17 protein-coding genes and 1 tRNA gene are annotated in these 17,853 nt (G+C 26.0%); all 18 read left to right on the top strand.

What is annotated here, in order from left to right; translation table 11 throughout:
• The first annotated feature begins 46 nt into the window (after nucleotides 1–46).
• Nucleotides 47–123 (top strand) — tRNA-Asn (locus tag AYC60_RS01320).
• A gap of 122 nt (nucleotides 124–245) precedes the next feature.
• Nucleotides 246–1,628, top strand: a complete 1,383-nt coding sequence (gene asnS / locus AYC60_RS01325; RefSeq protein WP_067320344.1) for an asparagine--tRNA ligase — start codon at nucleotides 246–248, stop codon at nucleotides 1,626–1,628.
• Between the two features lie 10 nt (nucleotides 1,629–1,638).
• Nucleotides 1,639–2,376: a tetratricopeptide repeat protein gene (locus AYC60_RS01330; protein ID WP_067320347.1), complete on the top strand. Its 738-nt coding sequence runs from the start codon at nucleotides 1,639–1,641 to the stop codon at nucleotides 2,374–2,376.
• Between the two features lie 5 nt (nucleotides 2,377–2,381).
• Nucleotides 2,382–3,191 carry a hypothetical protein gene (locus AYC60_RS01335; protein WP_067320350.1) on the top strand — a complete coding sequence of 270 codons (810 nt, stop codon included), beginning with the start codon at nucleotides 2,382–2,384 and terminating at the stop codon, nucleotides 3,189–3,191.
• Nucleotides 3,184–5,511: a type I DNA topoisomerase gene (gene topA / locus AYC60_RS01340; protein WP_067320352.1), complete on the top strand. Its 2,328-nt coding sequence runs from the start codon at nucleotides 3,184–3,186 to the stop codon at nucleotides 5,509–5,511. The genes AYC60_RS01335 and topA overlap by 8 nt, the downstream gene beginning before the upstream one ends.
• 8 nt (nucleotides 5,512–5,519) lie before the next feature.
• On the top strand, nucleotides 5,520–6,419 hold the full coding sequence (gene xerA, locus AYC60_RS01345) for a site-specific tyrosine recombinase/integron integrase (protein WP_067320355.1): 900 nt from the start codon (nucleotides 5,520–5,522) through the stop codon (nucleotides 6,417–6,419).
• A gap of 8 nt (nucleotides 6,420–6,427) precedes the next feature.
• On the top strand, nucleotides 6,428–7,603 hold the full coding sequence (locus tag AYC60_RS01350; RefSeq protein ID WP_067320358.1) for a GTP-binding protein: 1,176 nt from the start codon (nucleotides 6,428–6,430) through the stop codon (nucleotides 7,601–7,603).
• Nucleotides 7,604–7,709: 106 nt separating this feature from the next.
• Entirely contained in the window at nucleotides 7,710–8,468 is a 759-nt protein-coding gene (locus tag AYC60_RS01355) for an MBL fold metallo-hydrolase (RefSeq protein WP_067320361.1), read from the top strand.
• 8 nt (nucleotides 8,469–8,476) lie between these two features.
• Complete coding sequence (locus AYC60_RS01360; RefSeq protein WP_067320364.1) at nucleotides 8,477–9,040, top strand: uracil-DNA glycosylase family protein; 564 nt, start codon at nucleotides 8,477–8,479, stop codon at nucleotides 9,038–9,040.
• The gene (gene ychF, locus AYC60_RS01365; protein ID WP_067320366.1) at nucleotides 9,041–10,141 is read left to right on the top strand and encodes a redox-regulated ATPase YchF; all 1,101 of its coding nucleotides are present in this window, start codon (nucleotides 9,041–9,043) and stop codon (nucleotides 10,139–10,141) included.
• Nucleotides 10,142–10,151: 10 nt separating this feature from the next.
• Nucleotides 10,152–11,504 carry a dihydrolipoyl dehydrogenase family protein gene (locus AYC60_RS01370; RefSeq protein WP_067320369.1) on the top strand — a complete coding sequence of 451 codons (1,353 nt, stop codon included), beginning with the start codon at nucleotides 10,152–10,154 and terminating at the stop codon, nucleotides 11,502–11,504.
• Between the two features lie 15 nt (nucleotides 11,505–11,519).
• Nucleotides 11,520–12,359, top strand: a complete 840-nt coding sequence (locus tag AYC60_RS01375; protein ID WP_067320371.1) for a mechanosensitive ion channel family protein — start codon at nucleotides 11,520–11,522, stop codon at nucleotides 12,357–12,359.
• 8 nt (nucleotides 12,360–12,367) lie between these two features.
• Nucleotides 12,368–12,994: an MBL fold metallo-hydrolase gene (locus AYC60_RS01380; protein WP_067320374.1), complete on the top strand. Its 627-nt coding sequence runs from the start codon at nucleotides 12,368–12,370 to the stop codon at nucleotides 12,992–12,994.
• Nucleotides 12,995–13,129: 135 nt separating this feature from the next.
• Nucleotides 13,130–14,257 carry an ABC transporter substrate-binding protein gene (locus AYC60_RS01385; protein ID WP_067320377.1) on the top strand — a complete coding sequence of 376 codons (1,128 nt, stop codon included), beginning with the start codon at nucleotides 13,130–13,132 and terminating at the stop codon, nucleotides 14,255–14,257.
• 40 nt (nucleotides 14,258–14,297) lie between these two features.
• Nucleotides 14,298–15,194 (top strand): branched-chain amino acid ABC transporter permease, encoded by an 897-nt coding sequence (locus AYC60_RS01390; RefSeq protein WP_067320379.1) that lies wholly within the window; start codon nucleotides 14,298–14,300, stop codon nucleotides 15,192–15,194.
• Nucleotide 15,195: 1 nt separating this feature from the next.
• Nucleotides 15,196–16,191 (top strand): branched-chain amino acid ABC transporter permease, encoded by a 996-nt coding sequence (locus AYC60_RS01395; protein ID WP_067320381.1) that lies wholly within the window; start codon nucleotides 15,196–15,198, stop codon nucleotides 16,189–16,191.
• Nucleotides 16,188–16,946 (top strand): ABC transporter ATP-binding protein, encoded by a 759-nt coding sequence (locus AYC60_RS01400; protein ID WP_067320382.1) that lies wholly within the window; start codon nucleotides 16,188–16,190, stop codon nucleotides 16,944–16,946. Before AYC60_RS01395 ends, AYC60_RS01400 begins: the two co-directional genes overlap by 4 nt.
• A gap of 1 nt (nucleotide 16,947) precedes the next feature.
• Nucleotides 16,948–17,658: an ABC transporter ATP-binding protein gene (locus tag AYC60_RS01405; RefSeq protein WP_067320385.1), complete on the top strand. Its 711-nt coding sequence runs from the start codon at nucleotides 16,948–16,950 to the stop codon at nucleotides 17,656–17,658.
• Nucleotides 17,659–17,853: the final 195 nt, after the last annotated feature.

Here is a 17,853-nt window from a genome sequence, read left to right on the forward strand (position 1 = left end):
GTAATAGGGAAGATAGGTAGTTGCCAAACTTTTTTTAAAATTATATGACTTTGTAGCTCAGTCGGTTAGAGCATCTGACTGTTAATCAGAGGGTCGAAGGTTCGAGTCCTTCCAAGGTCGCCATTTAATATTTATTTTGTTTATATATAGAGGGTTTGTCCCTCTTTTTTATATTATATATTATTGAAAATACTTTATAAATGGTGTATAATAAAAGATAGAAACAAAAATTAGGAGGCTTTTAAATGGAATTAAGAGATTTACAATTAAATATAGAAGAACATTTAGGTAAAAATGTTAAATTAGAGGGATGGGTTAAAAAAATAAGAGCACAAAAAAACTTTGGATTTATAGAATTTAATGATGGAACATACTTTCAAGGTATACAGCTTGTATTTGATGATAATTTAGTAAACTTTGAAGAAATATCAAAGTTATCAATTTATTCATCTATTTCAGTTGAAGGGAAAGTTGTAAAATCAGAAGGAAAAGGTCAAAATTATGAGATAAAAATAGAGAATATATCAGTATTTAATAAAGCGGATATTTCTAATCCTTTACAAAATAAAAGACATGGTATGGATTTTTTAAGAACTATTGCTCATTTAAGACCGAGAACTAATACTTTTAATGCAGTATTTAGAGTTAGATCATTATTAGCGTATGCAATTCATAAATTTTTTATGGAAAGAAATTTCGTTTACGTACAAACACCTATATTTACAGGAACTGATGCAGAGGGTGCTGGTGAAATGTTCCAAGTTACAACTTTAGATTTAAATAATATTCCAAAAACTGAAGAAAATAAAATTGACTATAAAGAAGATTTCTTCGGTAAACCAAGTTTTTTAACTGTTACTGGTCAATTACATGTTGAAGCATTTGCATCAGCATTTCATAATACATATACATTTGGTCCAACATTTAGAGCTGAAGAGTCATATACTACAAGACATGCTGCAGAATTTTGGATGATAGAACCTGAAATTGCATTTGCTAATTTAGAAACAAATATGGATATAGCTGAGTCTATGATTAAATATATTATTAAATATGTTATGGATAATGCGCCACTAGAAATGGAATTCTTTAATACATGGATAGAGAAAGGTATTATAGATAAGTTAAATAATATTGTAAATAATGAATTTGGACGTGTTACATATACTGAAGCTATAGAAATACTTAAAAACTCTAAAGAAGAATTTACCATTCCTGTTGAATGGGGAATGGATTTAAAAACTGAACATGAAAGATATTTAGCTGAAAATGTATTCAAAAAACCAGTTTTTGTTACAGATTATCCTAAAGACATTAAGGCATTCTACATGAAGTTAAATCCTGATAATAAGACTGTTAGAGCTATGGATTTATTAGCTCCTGGTATAGGTGAAATTGTTGGAGGAAGTCAAAGGGAAGATGATTATGATAAACTTGTTAATGTAATGCAAAAAAAAGGGTTAAATATTGATGATTATTCTTGGTATTTAGACTTAAGAAAATTTGGTTCTTTCCCACACTCAGGTTATGGTTTAGGTTTTGAAAGAATGTTAATGTATATTACTGGTATTGCAAATATTAGAGACGTACTTGCATTCCCTAGAACTGCAAAAAGCTTAGAATATTAAGAGGTGAAATATGAAAAAGATTTTATTAGCTTTTCTAATGTTTCCTTTATTTTTAAGAGGAGATTTTTTAGAAGAATTACAAAAAATAGATTTGTTATTACAAAAAGGACAGTATAAAGAAGCACTTCAAAAAGGTAAAGACTTAATTCAAACAGAAATAAGTGAAGAAGATAAATCTTCTTTAAAAAATCTATTATCGGTTATTGAAAAAAAGATTAAATCAGAGTCTGATAACTTAGCAGATAGAATCTTTAACAATACTGGTGAGATTAATTTTACTACAGATGAAGCTACTGAAGGTGAAGACGCAGAAAGTAGTTCTACGGGAACATTTGCTTTCCCTGGAGATGTTTTAAATGATGCTTCAAAATATCAAGAATATGTAAATGTAGAAAAAGAAGTTTTAGCAAGTGGTAATCCTGATAATGTATATACTTTATCAACTATATATATGAAAAGTGGACTATATGAAAGAGCTATGAATCTTGGTTTAAAAACTAAAGATGTAAGAACTGTATATAACTCTGCATTAGGTGCTAGATTAATAGGTAAATATGATATAGCAATAAAACAATATCAAAAAGTTTTATCAATTAATCCTTCACATCTTAATTCATTATTAGGGTTAGGGCTTTCATATAGAGGAAGAGGGGATAAACAAAATGCAATAAAATATCTACAAAAATACTTGAATGCTGGTGGAACTAATCCAAATGTTTCAAAAACTATACAATATTTAAGTAGGTAGATAATATGGGGTGGATTAATTTGAGTTCTATTTTAAATGAAAATATTTGTGTTAAAATAATGGAAAAATATGACATTATTGAACATGCAATAGAGGATTTTAAAAAATATAATTTAGATGAAAAAATATTAGATAAATTAATTACTGCTTCTAAAGTAGATGATAAGATATTTATAAATAGATGTATGGATGAAAATATTAAGATACTTTGTTTTAAGGATAGTAATTATCCCAAAAAGTTAAAAGAATCTGGATTTATCTTTCCATACATTTATTTAAAATCAAATAAAGATATTAATGAATTAAATAGCATACTTTCTATTAGTTCAAATTATGATTTAATTGATAATACAAAAAATATTATCGAAGAAGTATTAGATATAGATAAAGAAATATCTATTAGTTTGGTTTCTGAAACTGAGGCAGATAGATATATTCAAAAATTATTTAAAAATAAAGAAAATACAATGGTATTAATCAGTTCAAGAGATTTTAAATATATACCAAAATATTATAATATTGAAAAAGATTTATTAATTACATTATCTCCTTTTGAAGATATACGTAGCAGAAAAAATATACTTAGATCATCAAGTTTACTTGCAGGTATAAGTGACTTTCTATATATTCCAGAAAGTTCAAAAATTTCAAGGGCTATGATAATGTCAAAGATTATGAATGACCTAGGAAAAGAAATATTTGCGAGTACTTCTTATGGCAAAAGATACTTAGGTTGTAATTACATACTAAAAAATAATATTGCAAAACTTGTTATGAATAAAGAAGATATAAATGAAGAGGTGAAAAATGGCTAAGAATTTAGTAATAGTGGAGTCCCCATCTAAAGCAAAAACAATAGAAAAAATATTAGGTTCTAATTATGAAGTTCTAGCTTCAGTAGGACATTGTATAGATTTACCAAAAAGTACTATAGGTATAGATGTAGAAAATGATTTTAAACCAGAATATAAGATTATTAAAGGTAAAAAAGAAATATTAGAAAAATTAAAACAAAAATCAAAATTAGCTAATAAAGTTTTCCTAGCATCTGATTTAGATAGAGAAGGGGAAGCTATAGCTTGGCATATCTCAAAATATATCAATCAAGACTCTAAAGTTAAAAGAATAGAATTTAATGAAATAACAAAAACAGCAATATCAAACGCTATAAGACATCCTAGAGATATAGATTTAAATCTTGTAAATTCTCAACAAGCTAGAAGATTATTAGATAGATTAGTTGGATATAAGATATCACCATTATTATGGCCATTAGTGGGTAAAAAAGCATCAGCAGGTAGAGTTCAGTCTGTAGCTTTAAAATTAGTATGTGATTTAGAAGAAGAAATAAAAAACTTTGTTTCACAAAGATATTTTGAAATAGATATCTTAATTAATAAAGTAATAAAATTAAACTTGAATGAAATAAATTCTGAAAAAATTGATAAAATTTTTGATGAAAAAGTTTTTAAAAAAGCAATGTTAGTATTAGAAAATTCAAAAGTATATATAGATGAAATAAAGATTTCTAAAAAGACTCAAAAACCACCTGTGGTATTTAAAACAAGTACTTTACAACAGCTTGCATCATCATATTTAGGATTTAATGCAACTAAAACTATGAGAATTGCACAAAAACTATATGAGGGATTAAATATAGATGGTGAAAGTAAAGGGTTAATTACATATATGAGAACAGATTCTATTAGAGTCTCTGATGAAGCAAAATTTGAAGCAAAAAAATATATAGAAAAAAATTATGGTAAAGATTATGTAGGTAACTATTATGTACCTGGTAATAAAAATATACAAGATGCCCATGAAGGTATTAGACCAACAGATATTAATCTTACGCCAGAATATCTTGAAAGATTTTTAAGTAGTGAAGAATATAAGCTGTATAAATTAATTTGGGATAGATTTTTAGTATCTCAATTTTCTAATGTTAAATATGATCAAATGCAAATAAAAGCTTCTAAAGATGAATATACATTTAGAGGTAATATCAATAAGATTACATTTGATGGATATTATAAAATATTTAAAAGTGAAGATATGATACAAACTGAAGATTTTCCAGAACTAAAAGAAAATACAAAATATGATATTGATGAAATATTAACAAAGACAGGGGATACTAAACCACCTGCAAGATATTCAGAAGCAACTATAATAAAAAAATTAGAAAGTTTAGGTATAGGAAGACCATCAACTTATGCAAGTATTATAGATGCTATAAAAGATAAAAAATATGTTGATGTTGTAGAAAAAAGATTAATACCAACAGTATTTGGTAAAGAAGTAAAAACTTTATTAGAAAATAACTTTAAACATATTATGAATGTTAAGTTTACAGCAGGAATGGAAAGTAAACTTGATGAAGTAGCTACAGGTAAAACTATATGGGTAGACTTATTAAAAGAATTTTATGATCATTTACTTAAAGAAATGGATGTATATAAACAAAAGGTTAATGAGTTAAAGAGTAAGGTAATATATACAGATATGGAATGTAGTAATGGTAAAGGTAAGATGGTTTTAAAAAGTGGGAGCTTTGGTAAATATATAGTATGTGAACTTGATAGTAAAGATAAAATATCAATTCAGGGGATAGAGTTAACAGAAGATGATTTAAATAAAGAAGTAGTTGAAATAAAGGATAAAGTTAAAGAGCTTATAGAAATCAAAAAAGGCTTAAAAACAGATATGTTTACTCCAAATGGGAAACAATATCTATTAAAGGTAGGAAGATTTGGAGAATATTTAGAAAGTGAAGATTATGAAAATGATAATCTAAGAAGACCTCTAACAAAAGATTTAAAAGCTAAAATAAAAAAAGGTACTTTAAAGCCAATAGATGGAATATATCAATTAAAAGATTATTTTAGTAAATTAGACAATGAAAACGAAGAAATATTAAAACTTGCTGGAAAATGTGAAAAATGTGGCAGAGAATTTAATATTAAAATTGGTAGATTTGGAAAGTTTCTAGCATGTAGTGGTTACCCACAATGTGAAAATATTAAAAAGATACCAAAAATTGAAAGTAGTGAAAAGAAATCAGTTAAAAAAACAACTAAAAAAACTACAAAGAAAACAACAAAGAAGTCTACAAAAACTTCTAAAAAGAAATAGAGGTTTATATGGATAAGATATTAGAAAAATTCCTATACTATCAGGAAGTTGTATTAAATAAAAGTTTTAATACTGTTAAATCATATAAAAAAGATTTAGAACAATTTATAGAATACTTATATAATAACGAAGGTATAAATGATTTTAATAGGGTAGAAATTTTTACTTTTAGATCTTTTATTGCTTATTTAAATGTAGAGTTGAAAGTAAATAAAAGAAGTATAAATAGAAAATTATCAGCAATTAGAACATTTTTCAAATATTTACTAGAAAACGAATATATTAATGAGAATAAATCTATATATATTTCTACTCCTAAGTTTGAAAAACCTCTACCAAATTATTTAACTAAAGAGGATATTGATAGAATAAGAACTGTAATCAATTTAGAGAAAATAACAGGATTAAGGGATAGAGCTATAATAGAATTGCTATATTCAAGTGGACTAAGATCTATGGAATTACTTGATTTAACTGAATATACATTAGATTTAAAAAATCTTGAAGTAAGAGTAATAGGTAAGGGTAATAAAGAAAGAATATCTTTTTTTAGTAAAAATGCGCAAAAATATATTAAAGAATATATAGATAGAAAGAAAATAGAATACAAGAATTATACAAAAGATGTCTTATTTGTAAATAAAGATGGAAATAAATTAGATTCTAGATCTTTAAGAAGATTAATAACAAATTATTCTAATAAAGCTGGTATAAATAAAGAGGTTACACCACATATATTTAGACATAGTTTTGCAACAGAACTATTAAATCAAGGTGTAGATATAAGATTTGTACAAGAATTATTAGGTCACAGTAGTATTGCAACTACTCAATTTTATACTCATATAAGTAAAAATACATTAAAGGATGCATATATGAAATCACATCCTTTTGCAACAAAAAAATAGGAGAAAATATGGAAAAAACTTGTAAAGGTTGTGGATTAAAACTACAATCAGAAGATGCAAAAAAAGAAGGATATGTACCATATGAAAAATTAATATCAAATCAAGAAATAGTTTGTAAAAGATGCTTTAGATTAAAACATTATGGTGAAAATTTAGAAAAAGAAGAGGATAAATTAAGCTATCAAGTAGAAGTTAAAAAAGCAATTAAAGAAGCTGATATAGTAATGCCAATTTTTGATATTATAGATTTTGAATCATCTTTTACAGATGAAATAATTGATTTACTAGAAGATAAAACCATTTTAGCCATAATAAATAAGATAGATTTATTGCCAGGATACATACATGTAGCAGAAGTATCTAAATGGATTAAATATTATTTTACTGAAAATAATATATATCCAGAAGATATTGCATATATATCTGCAAAAAATAAATATGGTGTTAATGGTATATTTAGAAAAATACAGTACATAGCTAAAAATATTTTGAAAAAGAATTTAGATAGTAATATTAAAATAACTGTTGTAGGTGTTTCTAATGTTGGTAAATCTAATTTAATTAATTTATTACTTGAAAAAAATGTTAATACAGTTTCAAAATTTTCAGGTACAACTAAGAAAATAATAAAAAATAAAAAGAAAATTAAAGAATATATGTTAACAATAATTGATACACCTGGGTTAATACCTGATGGAAGATTATCAGATTTACTAAATTCTGATTTATCATATAAACTAGTGCCTAGTGGAGAAATTTCAAGAAAGACATTTAGACTTAAGGAAAATCAAGTATTTATGTTTGAAAACTTAGCATATTTTCAAGTTATGGAAATACCTGATGGGAAAGCATCTGCAATAATTTCAGCATATGCATCAAGAGAAATTAAATTTCATGTAACTAATATAGATAAAGCTAAAGAACTTTCAAAAAATGATTTTTTTAAATTTTTAGATGAAGAAAACTACAATAAATATTTCAATAATGAATTTGTAACTAAAGAGTTTATAATAAATGAAAATGAAGATTTTGTGATAGCAGGTTTAGGATATGTAGAAGTAAAAAGAGGACCAATTACTATAAATGTTACTTTGCCTAAAGATGTAAAAGCTGTAGTTAGAAAAAGTATTTCTAAAAATTCAGAACTTGAAGAAGAAATTGATGAGGATGATTTATGCTGGTAAAAATACTTAGAAAAATAATTTTAGTTTTAATATTGTTAGGGATAGCATACTGTTATTCAACTAATAAAATATACGATAGTGCTACAACTAATGTGGTGGTAGAAAAATGAAAGTAGCTATTTTAGGAAGTAGCAGTAGTGGTAATTCAACTTTTGTTGAAGTAGGTGGAGTTAAGTTATTAGTTGATGTAGGATTTAGTTTAAAAAAAATAATAGAAAAACTTGCAATCATTAATGAAAAACTAGAAGACATACATTCAGTTTTTATAACTCATGAACATATAGATCATGTTAAATCACTGGGTCCTTTATTAAGAAAAACAAATGCAAAAGTATATATACATGAAGATTCTTTTAACGTTATTAAATCTAAAATAGGTAAATATGATGAAAATAGAATTCATTTATTAAAACATAGAGAGGTATATATAGAAAATGCATGTATTATTAATTTTGACTTAACACATGATGCAATGCACTGCTTAGGGTATTCTTTTATAGAAAACAATAAAAAATTTGTATATATTACTGATGCTGGTTATGTAACTAAAATGATGGAATTACAATGTAGAGATGCAGATGTTATAGCTATAGAAAGTAATTATGATTATGATCTACTAATGTCAGGTTCATACCCATGGGATATTAAAAGTAGAATTAAAGGAAAATTTGGACATTTAAGTAATCAAGATTGTTTGAAATTATTAAAAAATAGTTATACTGAAAATTTAAAGAAAATATTTTTAATGCACTTAAGTGATGAAAATAATATGCCATCTCTTGCAATGCATAATATAAGAAAAGAATATAAAAATATAGATATAGAAATTTCTGGTGAGGAAGTTACAAGTACATTTGAGATATAGGGGGTAATATGTGGAAAGAATTAGAATATAGAATAAGAACTTTAGATGTTTATAGAAACTATAAAGAAAATGTTGAAATAATGCAGGGGATGGGTAATAAAAATGCAAATATTATGTTAATATTAAACGATGTTGAAAAAGAAGCTTTTGAAAATGAAAATATTTTAGAAAGTAATAAAGGTAGAGTTGTAAAGAATATTTTTAATTTTGTAGGTATAAATTTAGATGAAATATATATAACATCTTTATATAAATTAGAAAAAAGTAATATAATATTTAATTCTAATACTACTGATGAATTACTAGATGTTTTAATTACAGAAATAATGTTAGTAAATCCTAAATATATTATTACTGTAGGAGAAGAAGTATTTAATGTCTTAATTTCAGATTCATTAGGTAAAGATATTAAGAAAAATAATGTTAATATAAACAAATGTGTTGGTAATATCTATAATTATTTTAATAAAGTATTGGTACCTATATATGATATACAATACATAACAAAATCAAAAAAAGAAGAAAAAATGAAAATAGTAGAAGTTTTAAAATTGATTAAGGAGAATGAATAAATGATAGGAATAGGAATAGTAGGATTACCTAATGTTGGTAAATCAACTTTATTTAATGCAATAACAAAAACTCAAAATGCTGAAGCTGCAAATTACCCATTTGCAACTATAGAACCTAATGTAGGTATTGTTTTAGTTCCAGATCAAAGACTTGATGAAATTGCAAAAATTATTAACCCTAAAAGAGTTTTAGGAGCATCTGTAGAATTTGTTGATATTGCAGGATTAGTTAAGGGTGCTTCTGGTGGTGAAGGATTAGGTAATCAGTTTTTAAGTAATATTAGAAATACAAAAGCTATATGTCAGGTAGTAAGATGTTTTGAAGATGAAAATATTATACATGTTGAAGGTAGTGTTGATCCAATAAGAGATATAGAAATTATAAATAGTGAATTGATTCTTGCTGATATAGATACAGTAGAGAAAGCAATAGTGAAAAACACTAAACTTGCAAGAACTAATAAGGAAGCTAAATTTTTAGTAGACACTTTAGAAAAATGTAAAAAAATATTAGAAGAATATAAAATGTTATCATCTGCTGAATTTACTGAAGAAGAATTAAATACTATAAAAACATATCAGTTTTTAACATTAAAACCTATAATGTTTGGATTAAATATTTCTGAAGAAGATTTAGTTAATGGAACTGAAAACGTGCATATGAAAAAAGTAAGAGAGTATGCTGAGAGTATAAAAGCTGAATGTGTTTCTTTTTCAGCTAAAGTTGAATCAGAATTAATAGAAATTGAAGATGAAGAAGAAAGAAATGAATTTATAGAAAGTCTAGGAATAAAAGAACCTAGTTTAAATAGATTTATTAGAGCAGGATTTAAATTACTTGGTTTAATTTCATATTTTACAGCTGGAGAACAAGAAGTAAGAGCTTGGACTATAGAAGAAGGTACTTTAGCTCCTAAGGCTGCAAGTGAAATACATTCTGATATAGAAAGAGGATTTATAAGAGCAGAAGTTGTTGCTTATGATAAATTTATAGAATATAAAGGATGGGCAGGAAGTAAAGAAAAAGGTACAATGAGATTAGAAGGAAAAGAATATGTAGTAAAAGATGGAGATGTAATGTTCTTTAGATTTAATGTTTAGGAGTGATGGTATGTTTGATTTAATAGTAATTGGTTGGGGTAAAGGTGGAAAAACTTTGGCAAATATCTTAGCAAATAAAGGTAAAAAGGTAGCTATAATTGAAAAAGATCCCAAAATGTATGGAGGAACTTGTCCAAATGTTGGATGTCTGCCTACTAAGGCTATGATACATAGATCAAAAATTTTAGTTGAGATAGGGGCCTTAGGTGTAGAAAGAGACTATGAATTTAATAATGTCATTTATCAAAATGCATTAACTGAAAAGAAAAAATTGGTAAATAAGGTAAATTCTGCTAATTATAATTTATTAAATAATAATGAAAATATTAAAGTATATAAAGGTGAAGCTAGATTCATTTCAAATACAGAAGTATTAGTAAATGGGGATGTATTAAAAGCTAAAAACATAGTTATTAATACAGGATCAAAAACAAGAATTCCAGAAATTGAAGGAATAAATAGCGATAAAGTATTAACAAGTGATACTGCTTTAGAACTTGAAGTTTTACCAGAAAGATTAGGTATAATAGGCGGTGGATTTATTGGACTTGAGTTTGCAAGCTATTTTAACAATTTTGGTTCTGAAGTTACAGTTTTTGAAGGTGGAAATAAATTTATGCCAAGAGAAGATGAAGATATATCCGAATGCATATATAATTTATTGACTGAACAAGGTATTAATTTTAATTTTTCATCTAAAATATTAGAAATAAAAGAGTTAGCTAATAAATTACAGTTAAAATATGAAAAAGATGGAGAAACAAAAATAGAATATTTTGAAAATATTTTAGTTTCCATAGGTAGAGAGCCGAATACAGATGGGTTAGGTTTAGAAAATACTGATATTAAAGTTTCAGATAGAGGCGAAATACTTGTTGATGAATATTTAGAAACAATAGTATCTGGAATATTTGCTGTAGGAGATGTAAAAGGTGGTGAAATGTTTACTGCAGTTTCATTGGATGATAGTAGAATAGTACTTTCTAAAATATTAAATGAAAAAGGTAGAAGTTTAAAAGAAGGTAGAAATGTACCTAAAGTATTATTTACAGATCCTAGTTATGCTCAAGTTGGGTTAAATGAATTAAAGGCCAATGAATTAGGAATTAAATACACAGTAAAAAAATTACCAACAACTACTATTCCTAAATCATTAGCTATAGGAGAAACAGATGGATTTACTAAAGTATTAATTAATGAGAACGATGAAATAATTGGTGCATTTATAATTAATTATGAAGCACATGAAATGATTAATCTATTAGCTTTAGCTATAGATCAAAAAATAAAATATCAAGTATTAAGAGATTTAATATATGCTCACCCTATTTATACTGAGGGATTAAATGATGTTTTAAAATAGAAATAGGAGGAATTAATGGAACAAGTAACAACATTTTTAAAGAAAGTTTTTGATTTAACTTTTATTTTAAAATGGACAGAAAATAATTTGCTTCAAATAATTACTGGATTGGTAGTCTTATTTTTCTATAAAAAAATAGCTAGTATTTTATTAATGGTATTTGACAAAATATTATTTTCAAAGATGAAAGATCACGGTCTTAGAAGCTTTTTAAAATCATTTTTAAAGGTATTTATACATATAGTATTAATATATATTGTTATAGGCCTATTTGGGTTTAACTTAACTTCTGTATTTGCAATTATAGGTGCAATGTCAGTTGTTATAGGGTTTGCTTTCAAAGAAATTATACAAAATATATTTGGAGGTATTATACTATTAGTATTTAAACCATTTAGAGTTGGAGATGTAGTTCAATATAATAGCTATATTGGTACTGTAAAAAAAATAGAAATGTTTTATACAAGAATTGTTAATTTTCAAAATGAAATTGTTATAGTACCTAATGGATTGTTAATAAATAATGAAATAAAAAATATAACAGCTCAAAACAGAAGGAGATTAGATTTAATTATTGCAGTATCATATAAATCTGATTTAGCTTTAGTTAAAGAAATATTAGAACAAATAGTTAATGATTGTGAATATGTTTTAAGAGGTAAAGATGATAATTATACTATAGGTTTAGGAGAACTTGCGGCTTCTTCTATAAATTTTGTTACTAATGTATATGTATTACCAGAAAACTATTTATTAGCAAAATTCTACATTTTAGAGCAAGTTAAGAAAAGATTTGATGCTGCTGGTATTTCAATACCGTATAATCAACTTGATGTACATATTAAAGAAAGGTAGGCATATTTATGGAAATAATAAGATTTGAAAATTATGACTATATAAGCAATACATATATTATTAAAAGTGAAGATAAAATATATGTAGTAGATCCTGGATCTAAAGATATGAGTAGGGTAATAGAATATTTAAAAGAAAATAAACTAGATTTAACTGCTATTTTACTAACTCACGGTCATTTTGATCATATTTTAGGTTTGCCAGAGATATTAACTTATAAAAATGTAGATGTATATATATATGATACAGAAAAGGATTTTTTATTTGATGAAAAATTATCGGTGCTTTTATGGGCACAAACTAATCAAAGTTATTTAAATCCTTGTCTAGAAAATGCAAATATTATTACATTAAAAGAGGGAGATATTGTAGATAAATTTGAAATCATACATACTCCAGGACATACTAGTGGAAGTATATGTTACTATAATTCTGAAGATAAAATTTTAATTTCAGGAGATACTATGTTTAAAAACGGTTATGGAAGAGTAGATTTACCAACTGGTAGTTCAGAGGATATGTGGAAATCTATAGGCAAGATATTAAAACTAGATAAAGAAACAGTAATATATCCAGGTCATGGAGATGATACTACAGTATCTAAAGAATATTCATTTTATTATGCAGGATATTAAACAAGGTTATTCCTTGTTTTTTATTTATTATTAAGTATTAATAATATTTATGTTAACTATTTAGTAAATATATTTGGTATATTTGTAATAATATGCTATAATAGTTTTATCAAAAAAACAAAGGAGGAAACAGTAATGAAAAAAGTAATATTATCAGTTCTAACGCTAATCATGTTGTTTAGCTGTGGTAATAAAGCAGAAGTTGATGTGAAAGGAGGATCTGAGTCTATTATTAAAATTGGTGTTCCCGAACCTTTAACTGGAGATATTTCTCAATATGGAGTAGCAATTAAAGAAGGAATAGAATTTAAATTCGAGCAGATAAATAATGAAGGTGGAATTAACGGGAAAAAAGTAGAAGTAGTAGTAGAAGATACTAAAGGAGATTTACAAGAAGCTGTAAACATAATGAAAAAAATGATTTCAGTTGATAAAGTAGATGCAGTTTTAGGAGAATCAATTTCAGCAAACTCATTTGCGATTGCAGAACTTGCTCAAAAAGCTGGAATTCCAATGATAACACCAGCAGGAACAAGATTTGACATTACAGAAGGTAAGGATTTTGTATATAGAGCTACATTTACAGATCCATTCCAAGGAGAAATTTTAGCTAAATATATTCAAAAAGAAGGATTTAAAAATATAGCTATTTTAACTAATACTTCAAGTGATTATTCAGTTGGGGTTACAACTAAATTTAAAGAAATTGCACAAGAAATTAATTTAAAATTTGAAGAACAAAAATATACTAAAGATGATAAAGATTTCAAATCATTATTAACTAATATTAAAAATACAGGATTTGATGCAGTTTTAGTTCCAGATTACTATAACACAGTAGGATTAATCTTATCACAAGCAAAAGAATTAGGATTAGAAGTACAATTCTTTGGAGCAGATGGATGGGATGGAATACAAACTGATTTCGTAGATGTTGCTGAAGGAGCTATATTTACAAGTCAATTTGATATTAATGATACTTCAGAATTAAATGTTGCATTTGTTACTAAGTTTAAAGAAAAATATGGTAAGGAACCAAACTTATTTACATCATTAGGTTATGATGCTGCAACAATATTAGCAGTAGCTTTAAAATCTGTTGAAAATCCATCAGATCACGTTGCGGTAAAAGAAGCATTAAATAAAGTTAGTGTTGAATTAGTAACAGGAAAACTTGAATTTGATCAAAATAGAAACCCTAAGAAAGTAGTATCTTTCTTAACAATTCAAAATGGTAAATTAGTATTAAAAGAAAAATTCTAAAATTGTGCTCCTAGTGAGCACAATTTTTTAAGGAGAGAAAATGTTAAAAAATTTTATAGATCAAACGATAAATGGACTACAGACAGGTAGTATTTATGCACTTATCGCTCTTGGATATACTATGGTTTATGGAATAGTTAAATTAATAAACTTTGCACATGGGGATATATTAATGATAGGTGCATATATAAGTTTTGTTGCTGTTAATAGAGGTTTTGGACTAACTACAGCTTTAATTATTTCTATAGTAATTTGTTCAATATTAGGTATAGTAATGGAAAGATTAGCATATAGACCATTAAGAGAAGCTTCACGTATGAATGTTTTAATTACAGCCATAGGTCTTAGTTTTTTACTTGAGAGTTTAGCTTTAATATATTTTGGTGCTGCACCCAAAATTATTAAAACTGAATTTATTCCAAAATACTTATCAAGTTCAGAATATATTACTTTTCTAGGAATTAGTGTAAGTAATTTAAGTTTTTTTGTAATAACAGTTACTTTACTATGTATGATATTACTAAATGTATTTATTAAGTATACTAGCTTAGGGAAGGCTACTAGGGCTGTTTCACAAGATATTTCAGCTGCAAAACTTATGGGTATAAACACTGATTTTACTATTTCATTAACTTTTGCAATAGGATCAGCATTAGGAGCATTAGGTGGGTTAATGTATGCACTAACTTATCCAAGAATAGATCCATATATGGGATTACTTCCAGGACTTAAAGCATTTATTGCAGCCGTATTTGGAGGAATAGGTAATATTCCAGGTGCAATGGTTGGAGGTTATGTTATGGGATTATTAGAAACTTATGTTAAAGGATATATTTCTTCAACATGGGCAAATCCTATTGTGTTTATACTTTTAATAATTATCCTATTATTCAAGCCTAACGGATTATTTGGTAAGAATAGAAAGGAAAAGGTATAATATGGATAAAAAAAATAGATTAAAATTAAATAAAACAAATTATACTTTAGGTTTTTTAATGTTATTATTCACATATATTATTCTACAATATTCAATTATTGGTGATGGTATATTTAGTTATAAGGCTAGTATATATATAAATATATTAATATATATTTTATTTGCATTAAGTATAAATGTTACTACAGGAGTAATGGGAGAATTAAACTTAGGACATGCAGGATTCATATCTATAGGTGCTTATTCTTCAGCAATATTTTCTAAATATATTTACTCATTCGGGCTTCCGACTATCTTACATTTAATAATAGTTTGTATATTTGGAGCTATAATTGCAGCTATCTTCGGGGCATTAGTTTCAATGACTACTTTTAGATTAAGAGGAGATTACTTAGCTATTATTACACTTGCTTTTGGGGAAATAGTTAAATATATCATACAAAATATAGAGTTTTTAGGTGGTGCTGCAGGATTAAATGGTATACCTGATATAGTTAATTTCAGTTATGTATTTTTAATAGTTGTAGTATCATCAGTACTTATGATAATGATATTAATTTCTAAAAAAGGAAGACAACTTCTTTCTATTAGAGAAAATGAAATAGCTGCAGAAAATATGGGTGTTAATATTAATAAGGCAAAAGTATATGGATTTACATTATCTGCATTTTTTGCAGGTATAGGTGGAGCGCTTTTTGCTCATAACCTTGGAAGTTTAACTCCAGATAAATTTAATTTTGTATTCTCAATAGAAATTTTAGTTATGGTTGTACTTGGAGGACTAGGAAGTATTACTGGAGCTGTAGTATCTGCAACATTTTTAACATTATTAAATGAGGTATTAAGACAAGTTTCAGAGTATAGATTTTTAGTTTATTCATTAATATTAATTAGTTTAATGATATTTAAAAAAGATGGTATATTGGGGACAAACGAATTTACTATACCATCTTTCTTGAAATGGCTAAAAGATATTAAACAGAAGGTGATAAAATGAAATTATTAGAAACTAAGAATTTAACATTAAGATTTGGAGGTCTAACTGCTGTTAAAAGTGTAGATGTAGAAATAAATGATGGTGAATTAATAGGATTAATAGGACCTAATGGTGCTGGTAAAACATCTTTCTTTAATTTATTAACAGGAGTTTATCAACCAAGTGAAGGAGAAATATTTTTAAATGGTGAAAATATTTCTTTTATGAAAACTCATAAAATAGTTGCTTTAGGAATGTCTAGAACTTTCCAGAATATTAGACTTTTTAAACAATTAACTGTATTAGATAATATTAGGATATCTCTTGATCAAAAGAAAGATTATTCAACATTTGATGCAATGTTTAGAACTAAGAAATTCAGAGAATATGAATATGAAACTATACAAAAATCACTTTCTTTATTAAAAATATTTGATTTAGATGAAATAGCAGATCATAGAGCTGATTCTTTATCTTATGGTAATCAAAGAAAGTTAGAAATAGCAAGGGCTTTAGCTTGTTCACCTAAGTTATTATTACTTGATGAACCTGCAGCAGGTATGAATCCTAATGAAACACAAGAATTAATGAAAATAATTGAAAAGATAAAAAATGAATTCAATATTTCAGTATTGTTAATAGAACATGATATGGATTTAGTAATGGGTATTTGTGAAAGAATTTATGTACTAAATTTTGGAGAAATTATTGCTAGTGGTAAACCAAGTGAAATACAGAATAATAAAGAAGTAATTAAAGCATATTTAGGAGATTAAAATGAAAGTATTAGAAGTAAATAATATAAATGTATTTTATGATAAGATACATGCAATAAAAGATATTTCTTTCTATATAGATAAGGGTGAAATAGTTTCATTTATAGGAGCTAATGGGGCTGGTAAAAGTACAACTTTAAATGCTATATCAAATCTATTAAAAATACAATCAGGTGAAATAGCGTTATTTGGTGAAAATATATCAAATGTTAAAGCACATAAATTAGTTTCAAAAGGTATGGCACATGTACCAGAAGGTAGAAGAATTTTTACAGAACTTACAGTACTTGAAAATTTAGAAATGGGTGCTTTTACAAGACCTAAGAGTGAAATAAAGGAAAGTTTAGAAAAAATGTTTAATCTTTTTCCTAGACTTAGAGAAAGGAAACACCAATTATCTGGTACTATGAGTGGAGGGGAACAACAGATGCTTGCAATGGCAAGAGCATTAATGTCTAAACCAAAACTATTATTACTTGATGAACCTTCAATGGGACTTGCACCATTACTTGTTAAAGAAATATTTGAAATAGTTAAAAGAATAAATAAAGAAGAAAATGTTACAATATTACTAGTAGAGCAAAATGCTAAAATGTCATTAGAGATATCTGATAGAGCATATGTAATAGAAACAGGAGAAATTATACTTGAAGGTAAGGGATTAGAATTAATAGATAATCCTGTAATCAAGAAAGCATATTTAGGGGGATAAAAAACAACACCATTGGGTGTTGTTTTTTTATTATTTTTAACTATTATTTATATAATTAAATAAGCAGCCGAGAGTATTGAAATAAGTCTGTAAATTGAAAAAAATATAATTTTTAGTAAGAGTCTCTTATGGTATAATATATCAAGGAGGCTTTTGTTATGAATGAAGAAAAAAAAGTAAGAAGAACAAAAAGAA

Source organism: Streptobacillus felis, from assembly GCF_001559775.1.
Lineage (GTDB): Bacteria > Fusobacteriota > Fusobacteriia > Fusobacteriales > Leptotrichiaceae > Streptobacillus > Streptobacillus felis.